The following is a 19,260-nucleotide window of genomic DNA, read 5'->3' as shown; positions in this document are numbered from 1 at the left end:
ATGGGCGCCGCCCTTCTCTTATCAGCCGAGCCCACCCATGACTTCGCGCCTCAATCTGTGCCTCGCCCTGACCTGCAGCCTGCTCACTACAGCCGCCTGCGCCACCGAAGCTCCCGCCGCTCTCGCCCCATTGCTGGGCAGCATCGGCGAACGCCTGGCAATTGCCGATCAGGTGGCCCTGAGCAAATGGGACAGCCACAAGGCGGTGGAGGACCGCCCTCGGGAACAGCAGGTGATTGCCGGCGCCACAGCCCAGGCCGCCACCTATCACCTGAGTGAGGAAACGGTCGGGCAGTTCTTCGCCGCCCAGATCGAAGCCAACAAACTGCTGCAGTACGCCAGGCTGTCCAGCTGGCACCTGCAAGGCCGGGCGCCGGAAACGCCGCGCCAGGACCTGGCCGGACAGATCCGCCCACAACTCGATCAGTTACAAAAACGCCTGCTGCAGCAACTGGCCGACTTCAGCCCCCATCGCGGTGATCACCAATGCTCGCAATGGCTGGCCCAGGCCAATCAGGCCGCCAGCAGCGACCCGTTGCGGCGGCTGGCAATGATTCGCGCTACCGCTGAGTTATGTGTGTTCAAAGGTTAACCGCGCCCGCGCCCAGCCTCACGCCGCCCTATGCTGAGCCTTTCAACCGCACACCCGTAATGGGCTGGAATCACCGTGATGCGCATCGCTGTTTTTTGCCTGCTGTGGATAACGGCGCTGCCCGCCAGCGCAGAGCCTTACACACAACTGCAGTTGCAGGGCGTGCCAGACCACGGCGCGCTGCGGGCCAACAACGGCAGCTTCAATGTGCAGGTGACGCTAGCCCCGGACTTGCAGCCGCAGCATCGCCTGCGTCTGCTGCTGGACGACCAGCCTTATGGAAGCCCCAGCCGAGGCCCCGAGCTGCCGCTGGTGAATATCGACCGCGGCCAACATCGCCTGGCGGTGCAGATCCTCGACGGCGCGCGGGTGCTGCAACAGAGTCCGAGCATCACCTTCAGCCTGCTGCGAGCCCATCGTCGTTGAGCGCAAACCTCAACCGCGCACCACCCCGCTGGCCAACAGCTTGGCGATAGTTGACTCATCCAGCCCCAACCCCTGCAGCACCGCGCGGGTGTCCTGGCCCAGGGCCGGCGGCGCACTGCGATAACTGGCCGGCGTGCGCGAAAGCTTCACCGGTGAACCCACACCCCGATAATCCCCCATCTCCACCAACAGGCCGCGATGCCGGGTATGGGGATGAGCCACCACCTGATCCACCGTGGCAATCGAACCGCAAGGCACTCCCAGGCCAATCAGCCGCGGCGCCAGCGAGGCCCCATCGTGGGCAGCCAGATGCCGCTCCAGCGCCTGCTTCAAGGCCTGGCGATTGACCGAGCGCTGGCCGTTATCGGCAAACCGCGGGTCTTCCAGCAACTCGCTGGCCCCCAGTTCCTGGCACAGCCTGGCGAACTGTCGATCATTGCCAACCGCGAGGAAGATCGGTTCGCCAGCCGTGCAATAGCTGTCGTAAGGGGCAATGTTGGGATGGGCATTTCCAGTGCGTCTCGGGGGCTTGCCGGAGGCGAAGTAGTTCGGCAGATGAGGGTGCAGCAGGGAGACACCGCAGTCATACAGGGAAATATCCAGAGACTGCCCAAGGCCACTGCGCTGACGTTCGTTGAGGGCCAGGAGAATCCCCGCCAGAGCATTGAGCCCGGTGACCATATCGACGATCGGCAGGCCGATGCGCAATGGCCCGCCCTCGCCTTCACCGTTGACACTCATCAAGCCGGCCATGGCCTGGATCACCGCGTCATAGCCGGGCAAACCGCCCAGGGGGCCATCGGCGCCAAAGCCGGAGATCGCGCAATGGATCAACCCCGGGAAACGCGGGCTCAGCACCTCCTGAAAACCGATGCCCCAGCGTTGCAGGGTGCCGGGCTTGAAGTTCTCCACCAGCACGTCGGCGCCTTCCAGCAATTGCATCAGCAGGGCCAGGCCCTCGGGGCGCGACAGGTCGACGGCAATCCCCTGCTTGTTACGGTTGATGCCGCGAAAGTACGAGGCGTCGTCGCCTTCGAACGGCGGCCCCCAACCCCGGGTCTCATCGCCACTCAAAGGCTCCAGCTTGATGACTTCGGCGCCATGGTCGGCCAGGGCCTGGGTACAGTAGGGACCGCCCAGCACGCGACTCAGATCGATGACTTTCAGGCCCGCCAGGGCCCCTTGGGCAAGCTTCATCCAGGTACTCCGCACATCGGAAAGGGACGGCCAATCAGGCCGGCAGCAACTGCATGGCCTCGGCTTGCGACAGCGGGCTCTCATTGGCCAGGCGCGCCAGCAATTCGGCATCGATGGCCGGCTCCAGGCTCAAGGGGTCCCGTGGCAGCACCTTGTGCGCCAGCACCAGATGAGCCAGGGCCAGGCGTCGATAATCCGGAGCCTGGCGCACGGCCTCCCAGGCCATGAAGATCGCGCTGGTCAGGTGATACAGCACGCTGCCGAACTGCCGCACCTGCTCATCCCGCCGTTGTTGCGCCACCGCACTGAAGCCAGTGACCGTGCGCAGCAGGGCCGAATCGAACAGCCGGCGGCTGACGTCCGGCAGATCGGCCTCGGCCAGCAGTGCCGTCAGATAGCCTTGCAAGGATTCCAGCGCCTGCTCACGGGTCACCGCCCGGGCAATGTCCAGCGCGACGATATTGCTGGTGCCCTCCCAGATCGAACCCAGATGGGCATCGCGTACCAGCCGGGCATCGCTCCACTCCTCGATGTAGCCGACCCCACCTCGCACCTCCATGGCATCGCCGGTGACCCGCCGAGCGTCGCGGCAGGCGCGGAACTTGATCAGCGGGGTGAGAATCCGCACACATTTGCGCGCCGCCTCGTCACCGCCATCGGCCCGGGGCAGCAAGCTGGCGATCTGCATGAACATCGAGCGCGCCTGCTCGGTGGGCAGCATCATCTTCAGCAACTGCCGCTGCATCAGCGGCATCTCGATCAGGTACTTGCCGAAGGCCCGGCGCTGGCGGGCGATGAACAACGCTTCGTTGACCCCGCGGCGCATCAGCCCCGCCGCCCGCACGCCGTTGGACAGCCGCGACATGTTGACCATGTCGGCCATCTGCTGGAAGCCACGACCGACCTCGCCGATCAGGTAGGCGCTGGCGCCTTCCAGGGTGATCTCGCCACTGGCCATGGAGCGGCTGCCCAGCTTGTCCTTCAGGCGCTGAATCCGATAGTGGTTGCGCGAACCGTCGGCCAGGACTTTCGGCAGCAGAAACAGGGTGACCCCGGCCATGCCCGCAGGCGCCTGTTCCGGGCGCGCCAGGACCATGGCCAGGTCGGCATCCGGGTTGGAGCAGAACCATTTCTCGCCGTACAGCCGCCATTGGCCGTCTTCCAGCCGGGCGCGGGTTTCGGTGCGCGAGACATCGGAGCCGGCGGCCTGCTCGGTCATGAACATCGCCCCCTGGAACAGCTCGTCGAAATCCTGGGACTGCAGCTGCGGCAGATAACGCTGCACCAGCTCAGGCGCGCCGAACTTGCGCAGGGTGCGGGCCAGGGAGTCGGTCATGCTCACCGGGCAGCACAGGCCAAATTCCGCCTGGACGAACAGATAGGTCAGGGCGTACTTGACCAGCGGCAGCGGCCCGTCAGGGCGATGGCTCATGGAGGCCAGGCCCAGCTCGGCGTAGGCCACCCGCTCCAGAGCGACATAGTCCGGGTGCTTGGCAATGCTTTGCAGGTTCTCGCCGCGGCGGGTGCGGGGCTGCAACACAGGCGGGTGCTTGTCGGCGGACAGGGCCAATGCATCCAGCTCGCCACCGGCCCGGGCGCCCAGGCGCTGCAAGGTCGGCAGCCACTGCTGGCAGACCTCCGGCGGCAGGTAGACCTTGAGCAATGCGCCCAGGCCGGCGTCGCATTCAAACAGGTTGATACCATGGCTGTCGGGGATGTTCAGGCGGTCTTCAATAGGGCGGGGCTCGGCGGTCATGGCGCGTCTCCTGATTTTTGTAGGCCGAGACTAGAGCCGCCTTCGATAAGTATCTAATACAAAATTGATCAACTACGATAAGTAATCCAGATCGTAGAGGCAGGATCACATGGACCTCAAACAGCTGCGCTACTTCGTCGCCGTGGCCGAGGAACTGCACTTCGGGCGGGCCGCAGCGCGCCTGTGCATTTCACAACCGGCGCTGAGTTTCGATATCAAGAAGCTTGAAGGGCAACTGGATCTCCAGTTGCTCAACCGCAACAACAAGTCAGTGAGCCTGACCAACGCCGGTCAGGTGCTGCTGGGCGAGGCGCGCTATCTACTGCTGCGGGCCGACCAGGCACGACGCCTGACCCAGCGTTCGGCCGAAGGCTTTGCCGGACGCCTGAGTGTGGGTTTCGTCAACTCGATCCTGCACCGCGGCCTGCCCCAGACGGTCAAGGCCTTCGAGCGCGATCATCCGGACACCGAGATCGTGCTGATGGAAATGAACAGCGCCGCTCAGGCCCAGGCCCTGCAGCGGGGCCAGATCGATATCGGTTTCGTCCACGGTGGCACCTTCGCCGCCGGCATCCACAGCGAGACACTGCTGGCCGAACCCTTTCTCTGCTGCCTGCCCCAGGGCCACCGGCTGGCCCGACAGGCGCAAGTCGACCTGGGGCAATTGGCCAATGATGACTTCATCCTGTTTCCACGGGAGGTCTCGCCCCACTACCACGACCTGATCATCGCCCGCTGCGTGGCCGCCGGATTCAGCCCGCGCATCCGTCACGAGACTCGGCTCTGGCAAACCGTGGTGGCGATGGTGGCCCATGAGATGGGGGTGGCGCTGGTGCCCCAGACCCTGGCCCTGCTCGGCCAACCGGGAGTGCGTTACTGCGAGATCGAAGGCAAGGGCGCGCCTTCAGAGATCCTGGCGATCCATCTGGCGGACCAGCCTTCGGCCGCAGCCGACAGCTTCCTCGCCATGTTCCGGGCCTTGCTGCAACCGGCAATCACAGGGGAGTGAGCGCCACGCGGCGATACGAAATCACGTATCAAACCATAAGATTTAATCATTATATTTTTCGATTCCTGCCTGTATAGGCTCCCAGCGGTCGGGCCTTGCATGAAGCCCACGTGCCCTGCGCGGGTGCCCATAACAATAACAAGCAGGAGTTGCACATGACCGCCGCCCTGGAAGCTGCCGCCCACAAGAAAGCCCGCAAGGCGGGCATCGCCTCGTTCATCGGCACCACCATCGAGTGGTATGACTTCTACGCCTACGGAATCGCCGCCGCCCTGGTGTTCGGCAAAGTCTTCTTCCCCGCCGACCTGCCCCCGGGCACCGCTACCCTGCTGTCCTTCCTGACCCTGTGGGCCGGCTTTGTCGCGCGCCCCATCGGCGGCATCATCTTCGGCCACATGGGCGACAAGATCGGCCGCAAGACCACCCTGGTGATCACCCTGATCATGATGGGCGTGGCCACCACCTGCATCGGCCTGCTGCCCAGCTACCTGCAGATCGGCATCTGGGCGCCGATTGCCCTGGTGACCTTGCGCATCATCCAGGGCATCGCGGTGGGCGGCGAATGGGGCGGGGCGATCCTGATCGCCAGCGAGAGCGCGCCCAAGGGCAAGGGCATTCTCTATGCCGCCTTTGCCCAACAGGGCTCACCGGCCGGCAACCTGCTGGCGACCCTGGTGTTCTTCGGCCTCAGCGCCCTGCCCGCGCCGGACTTCCTGCTCTGGGGCTGGCGCATCCCGTTCCTGCTCTCGGCGCTGCTGGTGATCGTCGGCATGATCATTCGCCTCAAGCTCGAAGAGTCCGATGACATGCAGCGCCTGATCGCGCAGAAGAAGACCGTCAAGCTGCCGATTCTCGAAGTGCTGCGCAACCACTGGCGGCTGGTGCTGCTGGGCGCCGGAGTGCTGCCGATCATCCACGTCACCTACTTCAAGAGCACCTTCGCCCTGTCCTGGGCCACCAAGGAACTGGGCTACACCCAGGGCAGCTTTCTCAGCGTGATCGTCATGGCCCTGGTGGTGCAGTTCATCACCCAGCCCCTGGGGGCGGTGCTGGTTTCACGCATCGACATGCGCAAGGCCATGGTGTTGATGGTGGTGCCGGAACTGGTGCTGATGCCGGCGATGTTCTTCGCCGTGGAAACCGGCAGCTACTGGATCGCCGTACTCGGCATGTGCCTGGCCACCGTGCCCCATTCGATGTTCTATGGCGCGGTGGGCGGCATCCTGGCCCGGGCCTTTCCGACCCGGGTGCGCTACAGCGGGCTGTCGATTTCCTATCAGCTGTGCTCGCTGCTGGTGGGGGGCGCCACCCCGGTACTGGCCCAGAGCATCCTCAACGGCACCGGCAGCATCGTCGGCGTGGCCATCGCCTCGGCCTGCTACACCCTGGTTTCGCTGCTGTGCATGCTGGCGCTGCTCAAGCGCATCGGCCACAACGCTGCCGAGCTGTCCACGGCGGAGCAGGCGGATGCCGATGAACTGGCGCGCCAGACAGACAACCGGCTGCAGCGACCTGTGGATATCCCGGAGCAAGCCGGCCCGGGTCCTTCAGGCAAGCCGCTACAGCCCGCTCACTGAATCGCCCCGGGGCCTGGACATGCGGCGCTCATGCTCCAGCAGCCAGCGTTTGCGCCACAGCCCGCCGCCGTAGCCGGTCAGCGCGCCATCGCTACCAATGACTCGGTGGCAGGCGATGACGATGGAGATCTGATTGGCGCCGTTGGCTCGGGCCACGGCACGCACCGCTGACGGCGAGCCGATCCGGCTCGCCACTTCGGCATAACTGCAGGTGCTGCCCAAGGGGATGGCGCGCAAGGCCTGCCACACCGTTCGGGTAAAGGGCGAGGCGTTCATCGCCAGAGGGGTATGGAAGCCGGCGGACTCTCCGGCGAAGTAGCGCTGCAGCTCGGCCTCGATTTGATCGATGGGGGCGAAACGTCCGAACCCTATGCTGGAACCGCTGCTCTTTTGCAGGTTTTGCAGTTCATTGGCCAGGGCCGGACGATCGAAAAACTCCAGCAGATGCAGGACCTGGGCATCCGCCACCGCCAGCATCACGCCAATGGGGGTCTGTAGCCAGTCCACCTTGAGCAGCTCGCGCCCCCGCAGGTTCGACGGCGGCTGGCCGGCCAGGCGGGCAAAGGCACGACGAAAGCCACTATCGGAGTCAAAGCCGGCGCTGATCTGCGCCTCGATCACCGACTCTCCGCAGGACAGCTGCTGCATGCCTTGGCCCATGCGTCGCAGGCGGGCCATTTCCAGGAAGGTCACCCCAAAGTAGCGCTTGAACGCGCGACGCACCGTGGACGGGTCCAGCCCCTGGCGGCTCAGGTCATCTTCGTACCAGCGGCGTTCGGGATCGCTTTGCAACTGATCCAGCAGGGTTTGCACCCAGGGCTCCTGCACTCCGGCACGCTCCAGGGGGCGACAACGCAGACAGGCGCGCAATCCCGCTTCGACGCAGCCCTTGATGGAGCTGAAGAACACCGTGTTCTCACGCTTGGGCTTGCGTGCGGCACAGGTCAGGCGACAGAACACGCCGGTACTTTTGACCCCGACAAAGGCAAAGCCTTCATAGGCCGGGTCGCGATCCAGAAGTGCCTGGTACAGGGTGTCGTCATCGGGGAGCTGGAACAGCAGGGGGGCGTTTTCCATGGCCGCATCCTAAACCTTGAAGCATTGGGTTCGAGCACTTTAAACCCGCTCCCTGACAGCGGCCGCTGAAAAACGGGCGTTGATTCCCACACCACCGAACAGTCGCAAGCACCATACAGATTCATGCACTATATTGGTGCAACACCTTGCACTCAGGGGCCATTCCCAGCCCATTTTGGTTCGAAAATACCCGCCAGGGCTGGCAAAGCGCCACGCAATCGAGCTTCAAACAGCTGTTTCAGGGCTTGGACGCTTCTTTTCGGAGCCTTGGTTTGGTTTTTGCATTTTCTCCACATCAGCGCCTTACCCGCGCGCGCAATTCGGGACCGGCCCCGGATTGTCTTGCTTCAAAAGAGGTCACCCTTTACCCATGACCATCAGCGACCCACTGCACCGTCTGCTTCTGGACAACCTGACCACCGCCACCATCCTGCTCAACGCCGACCTGCGCCTTGAGTACATGAATCCGGCGGCGGAGATGCTCCTGGCCATCAGCGGCCAGCGTAGCCATGGGCAATTCATCAGCGAGCTGTTCACCGAATCCGCCGAAGCCTTGAGCTCCCTGCGCCAGGCAGTGGAACAGGCGCACCCGTTCACCAAGCGCGAAGCCATGCTCACCGCCCTGACCGGCCAGACCCTGACCGTCGACTACGCGGTGACGCCGATCCTCAGCAATGGCGACACCCTGTTGCTGCTGGAAGTCCACCCCCGGGACCGGCTGCTGCGCATCACCAAGGAAGAGGCCCAGCTGTCCAAGCAAGAAACCAGCAAGATGCTGGTGCGCGGCCTGGCCCACGAGATCAAGAACCCCCTGGGAGGGATTCGCGGCGCCGCACAATTGCTGGCCCGGGAGCTGCCCGAGGAAAGCCTCAAGGACTACACCAACGTCATCATCGAAGAGGCCGACCGCCTGCGAAACCTGGTGGACCGCATGCTGGGCTCGAACAAGTTGCCATCCCTGGCACCGACCAACATCCATGAAGTGCTGGAGCGGGTCAGCAGCCTGGTGGAAGCCGAAAGCCAGGGCTGCATCACCCTGGTACGCGATTACGACCCGAGCATCCCCGACGTTTTGATCGATCGCGAGCAGATGATCCAGGCGGTGCTCAACATCGTGCGCAACGCCATGCAGGCCATCAGCACCCAGAACGAAATGCGCCTGGGGCGCATCACCCTGCGCAGCCGCACCATGCGCCAGTTCACCATCGGCCATGTGCGCCATCGCCTGGTGACCAAGATCGAGATCATCGACAACGGCCCGGGCATCCCCGCAGAGCTGCAGGACACCCTCTTCTTCCCCATGGTCAGTGGCCGGCCGGACGGTACCGGGCTGGGTCTGGCCATTACCCAGAACATCATCAGCCAGCACCAGGGCCTGATCGAATGTGACAGCCATCCCGGCCACACCACCTTCTCGATCTTTCTGCCTCTGGAACAAGGAGCCCCATCGACATGAGCCGTAGTGAAACCGTGTGGATCGTCGATGACGACCGTTCTATCCGTTGGGTCCTGGAAAAAGCCTTGCAACAGGAAGGCATGACCACCCAGAGCTTCGACAGCGCCGATGGGGTGATGAGTCGCCTGGCACGCCAGCAGCCGGACGTGATCATCTCCGATATCCGTATGCCCGGTGCCAGCGGCCTCGACCTGCTGGCGCGGATTCGCGAGCTGCACCCGCGCCTGCCGGTGATCATCATGACCGCGCATTCGGACCTGGACAGCGCCGTCGCCTCCTACCAGGGCGGGGCCTTCGAGTACCTGCCCAAGCCATTCGATGTGGATGAGGCGGTGTCCCTGGTCAAGCGCGCCAACCAGCACGCCCAGGAACAGCAAGGCCTGGAAGTGGCGCCGACTCTGACCCGTACCCCGGAAATCATCGGTGAAGCACCGGCGATGCAGGAGGTGTTCCGCGCCATCGGCCGCTTGAGCCACTCCAACATCACGGTGTTGATCAACGGCGAGTCGGGCACCGGCAAGGAACTGGTGGCCCACGCCCTGCATCGCCACAGCCCGCGGGCGGCTTCGCCGTTCATCGCCCTGAACATGGCGGCGATTCCCAAGGATCTGATGGAGTCCGAGCTGTTCGGCCATGAAAAAGGCGCCTTCACCGGCGCCGCCAACCTGCGCCGTGGACGTTTCGAGCAAGCCGATGGCGGCACCCTGTTCCTCGACGAAATCGGGGATATGCCCGCCGATACCCAGACTCGCCTGCTGCGGGTTCTGGCCGATGGCGAGTTCTACCGGGTCGGTGGACATACTCCGGTCAAGGTCGATGTACGGATCATCGCCGCCACCCACCAGAACCTGGAAACCCTGGTGCATGCCGGCAAGTTCCGTGAGGACCTGTTCCACCGCCTCAACGTGATCCGCATCCATATTCCGCGCCTGTCGGACCGTCGTGAAGACATCCCGACCCTGGCCAAGCACTTCCTCAGCCGTGCCGCCCAGGAACTGGCGGTGGAACCCAAGCTGCTGAAAAACGAAACCGAGGAATACCTGAAGAACCTGCCCTGGCCGGGCAACGTGCGCCAGCTGGAGAACACCTGCCGCTGGATCACCGTCATGGCGTCGGGGCGCGAGGTGCACATCAGCGACCTGCCGCCGGAGCTGTTGAGCCTGCCCCAGGACTCGGCACCGGTGACCAACTGGGAACAGGCCCTGCGCCAGTGGGCCGACCAAGCCCTGGCCCGTGGGCAATCGAGCCTGCTGGACAGCGCGGTACCGAGTTTCGAGCGGATCATGATCGAGACCGCCCTCAAGCACACTGCCGGCCGCCGCCGCGACGCTGCAGTCCTGCTGGGTTGGGGCCGCAACACCCTGACCCGCAAGATCAAAGAGCTGGGAATGAAGGTGGACGGTGGCGACGAGGACGAAAGCGAAGAAGGCTGAAGCCCCGCCCCACGGCACGTAGGAGCTGGCTTGCCAGCGAAAAGGCCCCTGAGCCTTGCAGAGCGCTGACCGGCGCTTTCGCCGGCAAGCCGGCTCCTACGACGAGGACGGGCGTGCACCAGGATGGGGTGCATGCACTGCCCGAAGGCGCGATGAACCGCAATTGAGCACAGCGCGATCATTCGAGGCCTGGCCTTCAAATCTGAAAATTTGCCCTTCGAAAACGCAAAAGCCCCGGAATCCGGGGCTTTCGGCTTTTTATCCAGGCAATTCATACACGACCGGCCAGAGTTGGCACGCCCCCTGCAATAACTCCATCACTACCCAGTTTCGGGGACCTTGGTACAGGCAGGCCGGGGATTCCCCTCTTTAACACCCGGCCCACCACGCTCACAGCGACGGGCCAAGTTTTCGGGAACCTCGGTACAGGCAGGCCGGGAATTCCCTCTTTAACACCGGGCTCATCAAGCGCATCGCGACGAGCCCAAGGTTTCGGGAACCTCAGTACAGGCAGGCTGGGGCTTCCCTCTTTAACACCGGGCTCATCACGTTGTGAACGACGCGCCCACAACCCTTTCGGGGACCCTGGTACAGGCAGGCCGGGAATCCCCTTCTTTACACCGGGACTCATCGCCCCCAAGGCGATCAGCCCCTCCCGCTTTTGGGGGCCTTGGTACAGGCAGGCCGGGGTTTCCCTCTTTTATTCCTCCCGCAGGTGGATCGCCAGGCGCCAGCGCCCCTCCACCTCGCTACCCGCCCAATCGCCCCGCAACGGCCGGGCGGCCACCAGGTTCAGTAGCAAGCCCTGGTCCGCCAGGCGCACCCGCCAGTTCACATTCTTCTGATTGACCTGTAGCTGGCCGTTCTGCACGCGCCCCTGGGCGTCGAACAGCAACGCCACGGCGCCGTCGATATGTTCGCCGTGAACCTTGGGTTCATGGTTGAACCACAGCACCAGGCCATCAGGGGCCACCTCGACCTGCTGCAGTTCCACAGGATCGGGCTGGGTCAGGCGGCCGATCATCAGCCCCACCATCATCCCGACAATCGCCAGGGAGCCGAATACCCGCAGCATTAGCTTCGGTCGCGAGTACGCTTCAGGCGTAGAATGCAGCCTGTCTTTCTCTTCGGAGCCGTGCATGTTTCACGTCATCCTCTTTCAACCAGAAATTCCGCCGAATACCGGCAACGTTATCAGGCTGTGCGCCAACAGCGGCTGCCACCTGCATTTGATCGAGCCGCTGGGTTTCGAAATGGACGACAAGCGCCTGCGCCGTGCCGGCCTCGACTATCACGAATACGCCACCCTGCAACGCCATGCCGACCTTGCCAGCTGTCTGGAGAGTCTTGGCCATCCGCGCCTGTTCGCCTTCACCACCAAGGGCTCGCGCCCCTTCCATGACGCCAGCTTCCAGGAGGGCGACGCCTTCCTGTTCGGCCCCGAGAGCCGCGGGCTGCCGGCGGACGTACTGGACGCCCTGCCGGGCGAGCAGCGCCTGCGCCTGCCCATGCGCGAAGGTTGCCGCAGCCTGAATCTGTCCAACACCGTGGCCGTGGCCGTCTATGAAGGCTGGCGGCAGTTGGGGTTCAAGTAGGGCCTGGGGGTCGCGGGCAAGCCCGCCCCTACAGGTTTTGCCCGAGCATGAAAAAAGCGCCATTACAGGCGCTTTTTTCATGCTCGGGCGACGCTCTTATTGAACGGTGTTCTCGCCGGCGGACTGCAGACGTTGCAGTTCCTGGGCGTACAGCGCGTCGAAGTTCACCGGGGCCAGCATCAGGGCCGGGAACGAACCACGGGTCACCAGGCTGTCCAGCGCTTCGCGAGCGTAAGGGAACAGGATGTTCGGGCAGAAGGCACCCAGGGTGTGGCTCATGGAAGCCTCGTCCAGGTTCTTGATCAGGAAGATGCCGGCTTGTTGCACTTCAGCGATGAAGGCCACTTCGTCGCCGTTCTTCACGGTCACGGACAGGGTCAGCACCACTTCGTGGAAGTCGGCTTCCAGGGCTTTCTGACGGGTGTTCAGGTCCAGGCCGACGCTTGGTTCCCACTGCTGGCGGAAGATGGCCGGGCTTTTCGGCGCTTCGAAGGACAGGTCACGCACGTAGATGCGCTGCAGGGAGAATTGCGGTGCGCTTTCGTCTTCGGCAGCAGCAGTGTTCTGTTGGTCAGTCATCTCATGATCCTTCTTGATCTTGGGTCTATAGGGTTAGGTTCTGTACGCAAACTGCCTGCGCTTCGACCATGCTGCGTTCAAAACAGGCTCGGATGCTCATGTAGGCCCCTACACTCCGCTTCCTCGCCTGTTTTTGCCTTGCCTGATCTTCGCTCGGCGAGTTTCCATACGAACCTAGGAATTTCAGGCCGCCAGCAGCGCGTCGAGCTTGCCGGCGCGCTCCAGGGCAAACAAATCATCACAACCACCTACATGGGTGGCACCGATCCAGATCTGCGGCACGGACGTGCGTCCGGCCTTCTGGGCCATATCGGCGCGCACCTGCGGCTTGCCATCGACCTTGATCTCTTCGAAGGCTACGCCTTTGCTCCCGAGCAGATGCTTGGCCCGCGAGCAGTAAGGGCAGTAATCACTGGAGTAGACGATGACCTTGGGCATTACTTCACCAATGGCAGGTTGTCGGCTTTCCAGCTGGACACGCCGCCGGACAGTTTGGCCGCGGTGAAACCGGACTTCATCAGTTCACGGGCATGGGTGCCGGCGTGCTGGCCTTGGGCGTCCACCAGGATGATGGTCTTGGCCTTGTGCTTCTCCAGCTCGCCGACGCGGGCGGTCAGCTTGTCCTGGGGAATGTTCAGCGCGCCGACGATGTGGCCGGCAGCGAAGTCCTTGGACGGACGGATATCGATCACTACGCCCTGCTCGCTGTTGACCAGTGCGGTCAGTTCACGGGTGCTGAGGCTGCGGCCACCGCGGCTCAATTCATGAGCGATCAACAGAGCCAGCAGGATGGCGAAGGCGCCGACGAGCAAGTAGTGTTCAGTGGCGAATTGAATCAGGTGAGCAACCATCTAAGGAGGTTCCAGGGCGTTAAAATGTCGGCCAGTATACACAGCCCTCAAGGTCGGCCAAACCCCGCCCGGCGGTGACGCCACCGGAACTTCGCTTTAAACTGCCACTCCCTTTTTCAACACCTCCCTTTTCAACACTTTCCTATCCAGCCACGAGTGGACGCCATGACTACCACGCCTAAACCTTTGGTCCTGATGATTCTGGATGGCTTCGGTCACAGCGAGAGCCACGAATCCAACGCCGTCTATGCGGCCAAGAAGCCAGTCCTGGACCGCTTGTGCGCCAGCATGCCCAACGGCCTGATCTCCGGCTCGGGCATGGACGTCGGCCTGCCGGACGGACAGATGGGCAACTCCGAAGTCGGCCACATGAACCTGGGTGCCGGTCGCGTGGTGTATCAGGACTTCACCCGGGTGACCAAGGCCATCCGTGACGGTGAGTTCTTCGAGAACCCGACCATTTGCGCGGCCGTGGACAAGGCCGTGGCCGCCGACAAGGCCGTGCACATCCTCGGCCTGCTGTCGGACGGCGGCGTGCACAGCCACCAGGACCACCTGATCGCCATGGCCGAACTGGCCTTCAAGCGCGGCGCCGAGAAAATCTACCTGCACGCCTTCCTCGACGGTCGCGACACGCCGCCGAAAAGCGCCCAGTCGTCCATCGAACTGCTGGATGAGACTTTCAAGACCCTGGGCAAGGGCCGCATCGCCAGCCTGATCGGCCGTTACTTCGCCATGGACCGCGACAATCGCTGGGACCGCGTGGCCCAGGCCTACAACCTGATCGTCGACGGCCAGGGCCAGTTCAACGCCGCCACCGCCCAGGAAGGTCTGCAAGCTGCCTACGCCCGTGAAGAGAGCGACGAATTCGTCAAGGCCACCACCATCGGTGAACCGGTCAAGGTCGAAGACGGCGATGCCGTGGTGTTCATGAACTTCCGCGCCGACCGGGCCCGCGAGCTGACCCGGGTCTTCGTCGAGGACGACTTCAAGGACTTCGAGCGTGCGCGCCAGCCAAAGCTGGCCGGCTTTGTCATGCTCACCCAGTACGCCGCCAGCATTCCCGCGCCGTCGGCCTTCGCTCCGGGCAGCCTGGAAAACGTGTTGGGCGACTATTTGGCGAAAAACGGCAAGACCCAGCTGCGCATTGCCGAAACCGAGAAATACGCTCACGTGACCTTCTTCTTCTCCGGCGGCCGTGAAGAGCCGTTCCCGGGCGAAGAGCGCATCCTGATTCCGTCGCCAAAAGTCGCCACCTACGACCTGCAGCCGGAAATGAGCGCTCCGGAAGTCACTGACAAGATCGTCGATGCCATCGAGCACCAGCGTTACGACGTGATCATCGTCAACTACGCCAACGGCGACATGGTCGGCCACAGCGGTGTGTTCGAAGCCGCGGTGAAAGCCGTTGAATGCCTGGACCTGTGTGTCGGTCGCATCGTCGATGCTCTGGAAAAAGTCGGCGGCGAAGCGCTGATCACCGCCGACCACGGCAACGTCGAGCAGATGTCCGACGAGTCCACCGGCCAGGCCCACACGGCCCACACCACCGAGCCGGTGCCTTTCATCTATGTGGGCAAGCGTGCGCTGAAAGTCCGCGAAGGCGGGGTCCTGGCAGACGTGGCGCCCACCATGCTCAAACTGCTGGGCCTGGCGCAGCCTGAAGAGATGACCGGCAAGTCGATACTGCTGGACGCCTGAAACTGAAGCTGGCTGTTTCCTGCACAAACGCCCGATACACCGTATCGGGCGTTTGTGTATCAGCAGCAGCCATTGCCTCGCAGCCTCTCCAGCTGATGAGCGCATCCGGGCAGCACAATCCTCAGCACCGCCGCACAAATAGTAATAGTTATCAGTTACGATTGCGCAGCATCTGGAGAAATCGAATGAACAAGACCGCTGTATTTTTTTTAGCCTCCGTCCTCGCAGGTTGCGCCAACCCTGCCCATGTTGAACACAGACACACACCTGAAGTGGCTGCACTCGAAGATCAGCGTCCCTCGGTGGAAATGGATAGCTACACCGCCGAGAAACTGAGCGCCCTGCTCAAGCTCCGCCAACAGTCCGAGGCAGACAGCATGGGCCAACTGAGCGAGCAGATTTCACGGGAGTTCATGCACACGCCTTATGCAGCGAACATGTTGCAGGGCTCGGCGACCCTGGCGGAGAAGCTGGTCGTCGACTTCAGGGGCCTGGATTGCTTCACCTACCTGGATTACGTCGAGGCCCTGCGAAAATCCACCGACCAGGACAGCTTCATCAAGAACCTCATCCAGACCCGCTATGTCGGCGACGGCGTGCACTATGCAGACCGCCGGCACTTCTTCACGGATTGGGCGCATGCCGGGCAACCGCTGACCGAAGACCTGACGGCGCAGCTGAGCGCGGATGCGGTGACCGTGACTAAACACCTCAACCAAAAGGCTAACGGCGACCTATACCTGCCAGGCCTGCCCCTGATTGAACGCGACATAACCTACATACCCAGCACGTCGATTGACGAGCAGTTGCTCAGCCGCCTGCACACTGGCGACTACATCGGCATCTACACCCATCTTGCGGGCCTGGACGTCACCCATACCGGGCTCTTCATCAAAACCGCCAACGGCCCCGTGCTGCGCAATGCATCGTCCAAGAAGATGCAACGCGAGGTCATGGACTCACCCTTCATGGAATACGTGCAGAACATCCCGGGCATCGTGGTGTTGCGCACCCGACAAGACTGCCAGGCTTGCGCACCGCAGTCGGCGCCGCAAATCGACGCGCAATCAGCACGACAACCAAGCCAGGCGCTCACTCACGGCTGATGGCCAACGGCGATCGGCCGCCAGCCACGCCAGCGAACGGGCCCGGCTCGATCGGGGTCGGCGGCAATAACCGCCTGCATCCTGATAGCAAAAGGCCCAATAATGGGCCGGAAACGGCTTTTTATGACGAACGCCTCAAAGCAGTTGGCTTTGAGGCGTTTTTTTTGCAGCGATGGGCGGGCATACTAGACCGTCCCTTTCCCTGGTGTCGCCCGCCTCTATGCTTCGCGCCCTGATTGCCCTTGCTCTGATCTGCCTGCTCCAACCGGCTTTTGCCGATGAGCGCGCGCAAACCCAACAACAGTTGGACGCCACGCGTCAGGACATTGCCGAGCTGAAAAAGCTGCTGGGCAAGCTGCAGGAAGAGAAGTCCGGCGTGCAGAAAGACCTGCGCGGCACCGAGACCGAGATGGGCAAGCTGGAGAAGCAGGTCGAAGCCCTGCAGAAAGAGCTGAAAAAAAGCGAATCCGAGCTGCAGCGACTCGATGAGGAGAAAAAAAAACTCCAGAGCGCGCGCACTGAACAGCAACGACTGATCGCCATCCAGGCCCGCGCGGCCTACCAGAACGGCCGTCAGGAATACCTCAAGCTGCTGCTCAACCAGCAGAATCCGGAAAAATTTGCCCGCACCCTGACCTACTACGACTACCTGAGCCAGGCGCGCCTGGAGCAGCTGAAGAATTTCAACGAGACCCTGCGTCAGCTGGCCAATGTGGAAAAGGACATCTCCCTGCAACAGGCCCAGTTGCTGGTGCAGAAAAGCAGCCTCGACACCCAGCGTGCAGAACTCGACAAGGTCCGCAAAGAGCGGCAACTGGCCCTGGCCAAGCTCAATGACGACGTGAAGGCCCGGGACGACAAGCTCAAGGCCCGCGAACAGGACCAGGCCGACCTGGCCAAGGTCCTGAAAACCATTGAAGAAACCCTGGCCCGCCAGGCCCGTGAGGCAGAGGAAGCGCGCCAGAAAGCGCTGATCGCCCAGCAGGAAGCCGAAAAAAAGCGTTTACGTGAGGCCCAGGCCGACGCCAGCGATGCCCCGCGCAAGCCCGTCAGATCAAGCCCCGGTGCCTTGGTTTCCAGCGCCGGTCCTTCCTTCGGTGGTGCATTTGCTGCGGCCCGGGGAAAACTTCCATGGCCCGTTGATGGTCGACTGCTGGCACGCTTTGGGGAAACCCGTGGCGACGACTCCCGTTCCAAGTGGGACGGGGTGATGATCAGCGCCGCTGCCGGCAGCCAGGTGCACGCCGTACACGGTGGCCGGGTAGTGTTCGCCGACTGGCTGCGCGGTGCCGGGCTGCTGGTGATCCTCGATCATGGCAACGGTTACCTGAGCCTCTACGGACACAACCAGACCCTGCTCAAAGAAGCCGGTGATGTGGTCAAGGCCGGAGAGTCCATCTCCACAGTGGGCAATAGTGGCGGACAGGACACTCCTGCGCTGTACTTTGCAATTCGTCAGCAGGGCCGCCCCAGCGACCCGGCACAGTGGTGCCACGCGCAAGGATAAGCGCTGCATCTAAATTAGGAGTTCGTTCGACATGCTGCATTTGTCCCGCCTTACCTCGCTGGCCCTGACGATCGCCCTGGTGATCGGAGCGCCTCTGGCGTTTGCCGCCGAAACCGCTCAATCAGCGACCGCCGCGACCACCAAGGCACCTCTGCCGCTGGAAGAACTGCGCACCTTTGCCGAGGTCATGGACCGGATCAAGGCGGCCTATGTCGAACCCGTGGATGACAAGACCCTGCTGGAAAATGCCATCAAGGGCATGCTCAGCAACCTAGACCCGCACTCGGCCTACCTGGGGCCGGAAGACTTCGCCGAGCTGCAGGAAAGCACCAGCGGCGAATTCGGCGGCCTGGGCATTGAAGTCGGTGCCGAAGACGGCTTTATCAAAGTGGTCTCGCCCATCGACGACACCCCGGCCTCCAAGGCCGGCATCCAGGCCGGCGACCTGATCGTCAAGATCAACGGCCAGCCGACCCGCGGCCAGACCATGACCGAAGCCGTGGACAAGATGCGCGGCAAGATCGGCCAGAAAATCACCCTGACCCTGGTGCGCGACGGCGGTACGCCGTTCGACGTGACCCTGGCCCGCGCCACCATCCAGGTGAAAAGCGTGAAGAGCCAGTTGCTGGAATCGGGCTACGGCTACATCCGCATCACCCAGTTCCAGGTCAAGACCGGCGAGGAAGTCTCCAAGGCCCTGGCCAAGCTGCGCAAGGACAACGGCAAGAAGCTCAATGGCATCATCCTCGACCTGCGCAACAACCCGGGCGGCGTGCTGCAGGCCGCCGTGGAAGTGGTGGACCACTTCATCACCAAGGGCCTGATCGTCTACACCAAGGGCCGCATCGCCAACTCCGAGCTGCGCTTCTCCGCCACCGGCAAGGACGAGAGCGAAGCCGTGCCGATGGTGGTGCTGATCAACGGCGGCAGCGCCTCGGCTTCGGAAATCGTCGCCGGCGCCCTGCAGGACCAGAAACGCGCGGTGCTGATGGGCACCACCAGCTTCGGCAAAGGCTCGGTACAGACCGTGCTGCCGCTGAACAACGACCGTGCGCTGAAGATCACCACCGCCCTGTACTTCACCCCCAACGGCCGCTCGATCCAGGCCCAGGGCATCGTTCCGGACATCGAAGTGCGCCGCGCCAAGATCACCAGCGAGGCCCAGGACGGCGAGTACTTCAAGGAAGCCGACCTGCAGGGCCACCTGGGCAACGGCAACGGTGGTGCCGACAAGCCAAGCGGCTCGTCGAGCAAGGCCAAGCCGATGCCACAAGATGACGACTACCAGCTGGCCCAGGCCCTGAGCCTGCTCAAGGGGCTGAGCATCACCCGCGGCAAGTGATTGAACCCTTCGCTGGCAAACCGGCTCCTATCAGGAGCCGGTTTGTGTAGGAGCTG

18 protein-coding genes are annotated in these 19,260 nt (G+C 63.1%); 11 read left to right on the top strand and 7 right to left on the bottom strand.

What is annotated here, in order from left to right; genetic code table 11:
• Positions 1 to 37 precede the first annotated feature (37 nt).
• Positions 38 to 592, top strand: a complete 555-nt coding sequence (locus P7C00_RS02425) for a chorismate mutase (protein WP_404938080.1) — start codon at positions 38 to 40, stop codon at positions 590 to 592.
• 78 nt (positions 593 to 670) lie between these two features.
• A complete protein-coding gene (locus P7C00_RS02420) occupies positions 671 to 1,018 on the top strand; it encodes a hypothetical protein (RefSeq protein ID WP_346634199.1) in 348 nt (115 codons plus the stop codon).
• Positions 1,019 to 1,027: 9 nt separating this feature from the next.
• Here P7C00_RS02420 and P7C00_RS02415 read toward each other — a convergent pair whose 3' ends face one another.
• Positions 1,028 to 2,215: a CaiB/BaiF CoA transferase family protein gene (locus P7C00_RS02415; protein WP_404938079.1), complete on the bottom strand. Its 1,188-nt coding sequence runs from the start codon at positions 2,213 to 2,215 to the stop codon at positions 1,028 to 1,030.
• Positions 2,216 to 2,249: 34 nt separating this feature from the next.
• On the bottom strand, positions 2,250 to 3,971 hold the full coding sequence (locus tag P7C00_RS02410; RefSeq protein WP_404938078.1) for an acyl-CoA dehydrogenase family protein: 1,722 nt from the start codon (positions 3,969 to 3,971) through the stop codon (positions 2,250 to 2,252).
• Between the two features lie 109 nt (positions 3,972 to 4,080).
• On the opposite strand from P7C00_RS02410, the gene P7C00_RS02405 reads away from it, so the two are divergent.
• Together P7C00_RS02405 and P7C00_RS02400 are read left to right on the top strand one after the other, a co-directional pair.
• Complete coding sequence (locus tag P7C00_RS02405) at positions 4,081 to 4,980, top strand: LysR family transcriptional regulator (protein WP_346634196.1); 900 nt, start codon at positions 4,081 to 4,083, stop codon at positions 4,978 to 4,980.
• Between the two features lie 155 nt (positions 4,981 to 5,135).
• Positions 5,136 to 6,557: an MFS transporter gene (locus P7C00_RS02400; protein WP_346634195.1), complete on the top strand. Its 1,422-nt coding sequence runs from the start codon at positions 5,136 to 5,138 to the stop codon at positions 6,555 to 6,557.
• On the opposite strand, the gene P7C00_RS02395 is transcribed toward P7C00_RS02400, so the two are convergent.
• A complete protein-coding gene (locus tag P7C00_RS02395) occupies positions 6,540 to 7,634 on the bottom strand; it encodes a bifunctional transcriptional activator/DNA repair enzyme AdaA (protein WP_404938077.1) in 1,095 nt (364 codons plus the stop codon). The genes P7C00_RS02400 and P7C00_RS02395 overlap by 18 nt on opposite strands.
• Positions 7,635 to 8,004: 370 nt before the next feature.
• Between P7C00_RS02395 and glnL the strand changes: the two genes are divergently transcribed.
• Positions 8,005 to 9,090, top strand: a complete 1,086-nt coding sequence (glnL, locus tag P7C00_RS02390) for a nitrogen regulation protein NR(II) (protein ID WP_346634193.1) — start codon at positions 8,005 to 8,007, stop codon at positions 9,088 to 9,090.
• Positions 9,087 to 10,523, top strand: coding sequence for a nitrogen regulation protein NR(I) (gene ntrC, locus P7C00_RS02385; protein WP_346634192.1), 1,437 nt, complete (start codon positions 9,087 to 9,089; stop codon positions 10,521 to 10,523). The genes glnL and ntrC overlap by 4 nt, the downstream gene beginning before the upstream one ends.
• Positions 10,524 to 11,223: 700 nt before the next feature.
• On the opposite strand, the gene P7C00_RS02380 is transcribed toward ntrC, so the two are convergent.
• A complete protein-coding gene (locus P7C00_RS02380; protein ID WP_346634191.1) occupies positions 11,224 to 11,664 on the bottom strand; it encodes a hypothetical protein in 441 nt (146 codons plus the stop codon).
• Here P7C00_RS02380 and trmL point away from each other — a divergent pair.
• Positions 11,663 to 12,118 carry a tRNA (uridine(34)/cytosine(34)/5-carboxymethylaminomethyluridine(34)-2'-O)-methyltransferase TrmL gene (gene trmL, locus P7C00_RS02375; protein WP_011058750.1) on the top strand — a complete coding sequence of 152 codons (456 nt, stop codon included), beginning with the start codon at positions 11,663 to 11,665 and terminating at the stop codon, positions 12,116 to 12,118. The genes P7C00_RS02380 and trmL overlap by 2 nt on opposite strands.
• A 96-nt stretch (positions 12,119 to 12,214) precedes the next feature.
• Here the strand turns inward: trmL and secB are convergent, their stop codons facing one another.
• The 3 genes from secB to P7C00_RS02360 all read right to left on the bottom strand — a co-directional run bounded on the left by secB (position 12,215) and on the right by P7C00_RS02360 (position 13,548).
• A complete protein-coding gene (gene secB / locus P7C00_RS02370; RefSeq protein ID WP_016963308.1) occupies positions 12,215 to 12,697 on the bottom strand; it encodes a protein-export chaperone SecB in 483 nt (160 codons plus the stop codon).
• A gap of 183 nt (positions 12,698 to 12,880) precedes the next feature.
• Complete coding sequence (grxC, locus tag P7C00_RS02365) at positions 12,881 to 13,135, bottom strand: glutaredoxin 3 (RefSeq protein WP_102882126.1); 255 nt, start codon at positions 13,133 to 13,135, stop codon at positions 12,881 to 12,883.
• Positions 13,135 to 13,548: a rhodanese-like domain-containing protein gene (locus tag P7C00_RS02360; protein WP_346634190.1), complete on the bottom strand. Its 414-nt coding sequence runs from the start codon at positions 13,546 to 13,548 to the stop codon at positions 13,135 to 13,137. The genes grxC and P7C00_RS02360 overlap by 1 nt, the downstream gene beginning before the upstream one ends.
• 165 nt (positions 13,549 to 13,713) lie before the next feature.
• Here P7C00_RS02360 and gpmI point away from each other — a divergent pair, with 165 nt between their 5' ends.
• The 4 genes from gpmI to P7C00_RS02340 all read left to right on the top strand — a co-directional run bounded on the left by gpmI (position 13,714) and on the right by P7C00_RS02340 (position 19,204).
• Positions 13,714 to 15,249 (top strand): 2,3-bisphosphoglycerate-independent phosphoglycerate mutase, encoded by a 1,536-nt coding sequence (gpmI, locus tag P7C00_RS02355; RefSeq protein WP_346634189.1) that lies wholly within the window; start codon positions 13,714 to 13,716, stop codon positions 15,247 to 15,249.
• A gap of 185 nt (positions 15,250 to 15,434) precedes the next feature.
• The gene (locus P7C00_RS02350; RefSeq protein ID WP_404938076.1) at positions 15,435 to 16,355 is read left to right on the top strand and encodes a DUF1460 domain-containing protein; all 921 of its coding nucleotides are present in this window, start codon (positions 15,435 to 15,437) and stop codon (positions 16,353 to 16,355) included.
• Between the two features lie 220 nt (positions 16,356 to 16,575).
• Positions 16,576 to 17,862 carry a murein hydrolase activator EnvC gene (locus tag P7C00_RS02345; RefSeq protein WP_346634187.1) on the top strand — a complete coding sequence of 429 codons (1,287 nt, stop codon included), beginning with the start codon at positions 16,576 to 16,578 and terminating at the stop codon, positions 17,860 to 17,862.
• Between the two features lie 31 nt (positions 17,863 to 17,893).
• On the top strand, positions 17,894 to 19,204 hold the full coding sequence (locus P7C00_RS02340) for a S41 family peptidase (protein ID WP_110595366.1): 1,311 nt from the start codon (positions 17,894 to 17,896) through the stop codon (positions 19,202 to 19,204).
• The last annotated feature ends 56 nt before the right edge of the window (positions 19,205 to 19,260 follow it).

Origin of the sequence: Pseudomonas sp. JDS08PS003, from assembly GCF_045013505.1 — a bacterium.
Classification (GTDB): Bacteria; Pseudomonadota; Gammaproteobacteria; order Pseudomonadales; family Pseudomonadaceae; genus Aquipseudomonas; species Aquipseudomonas protegens_B.
This window is presented reverse-complemented; position numbering and strand designations above follow the sequence as displayed.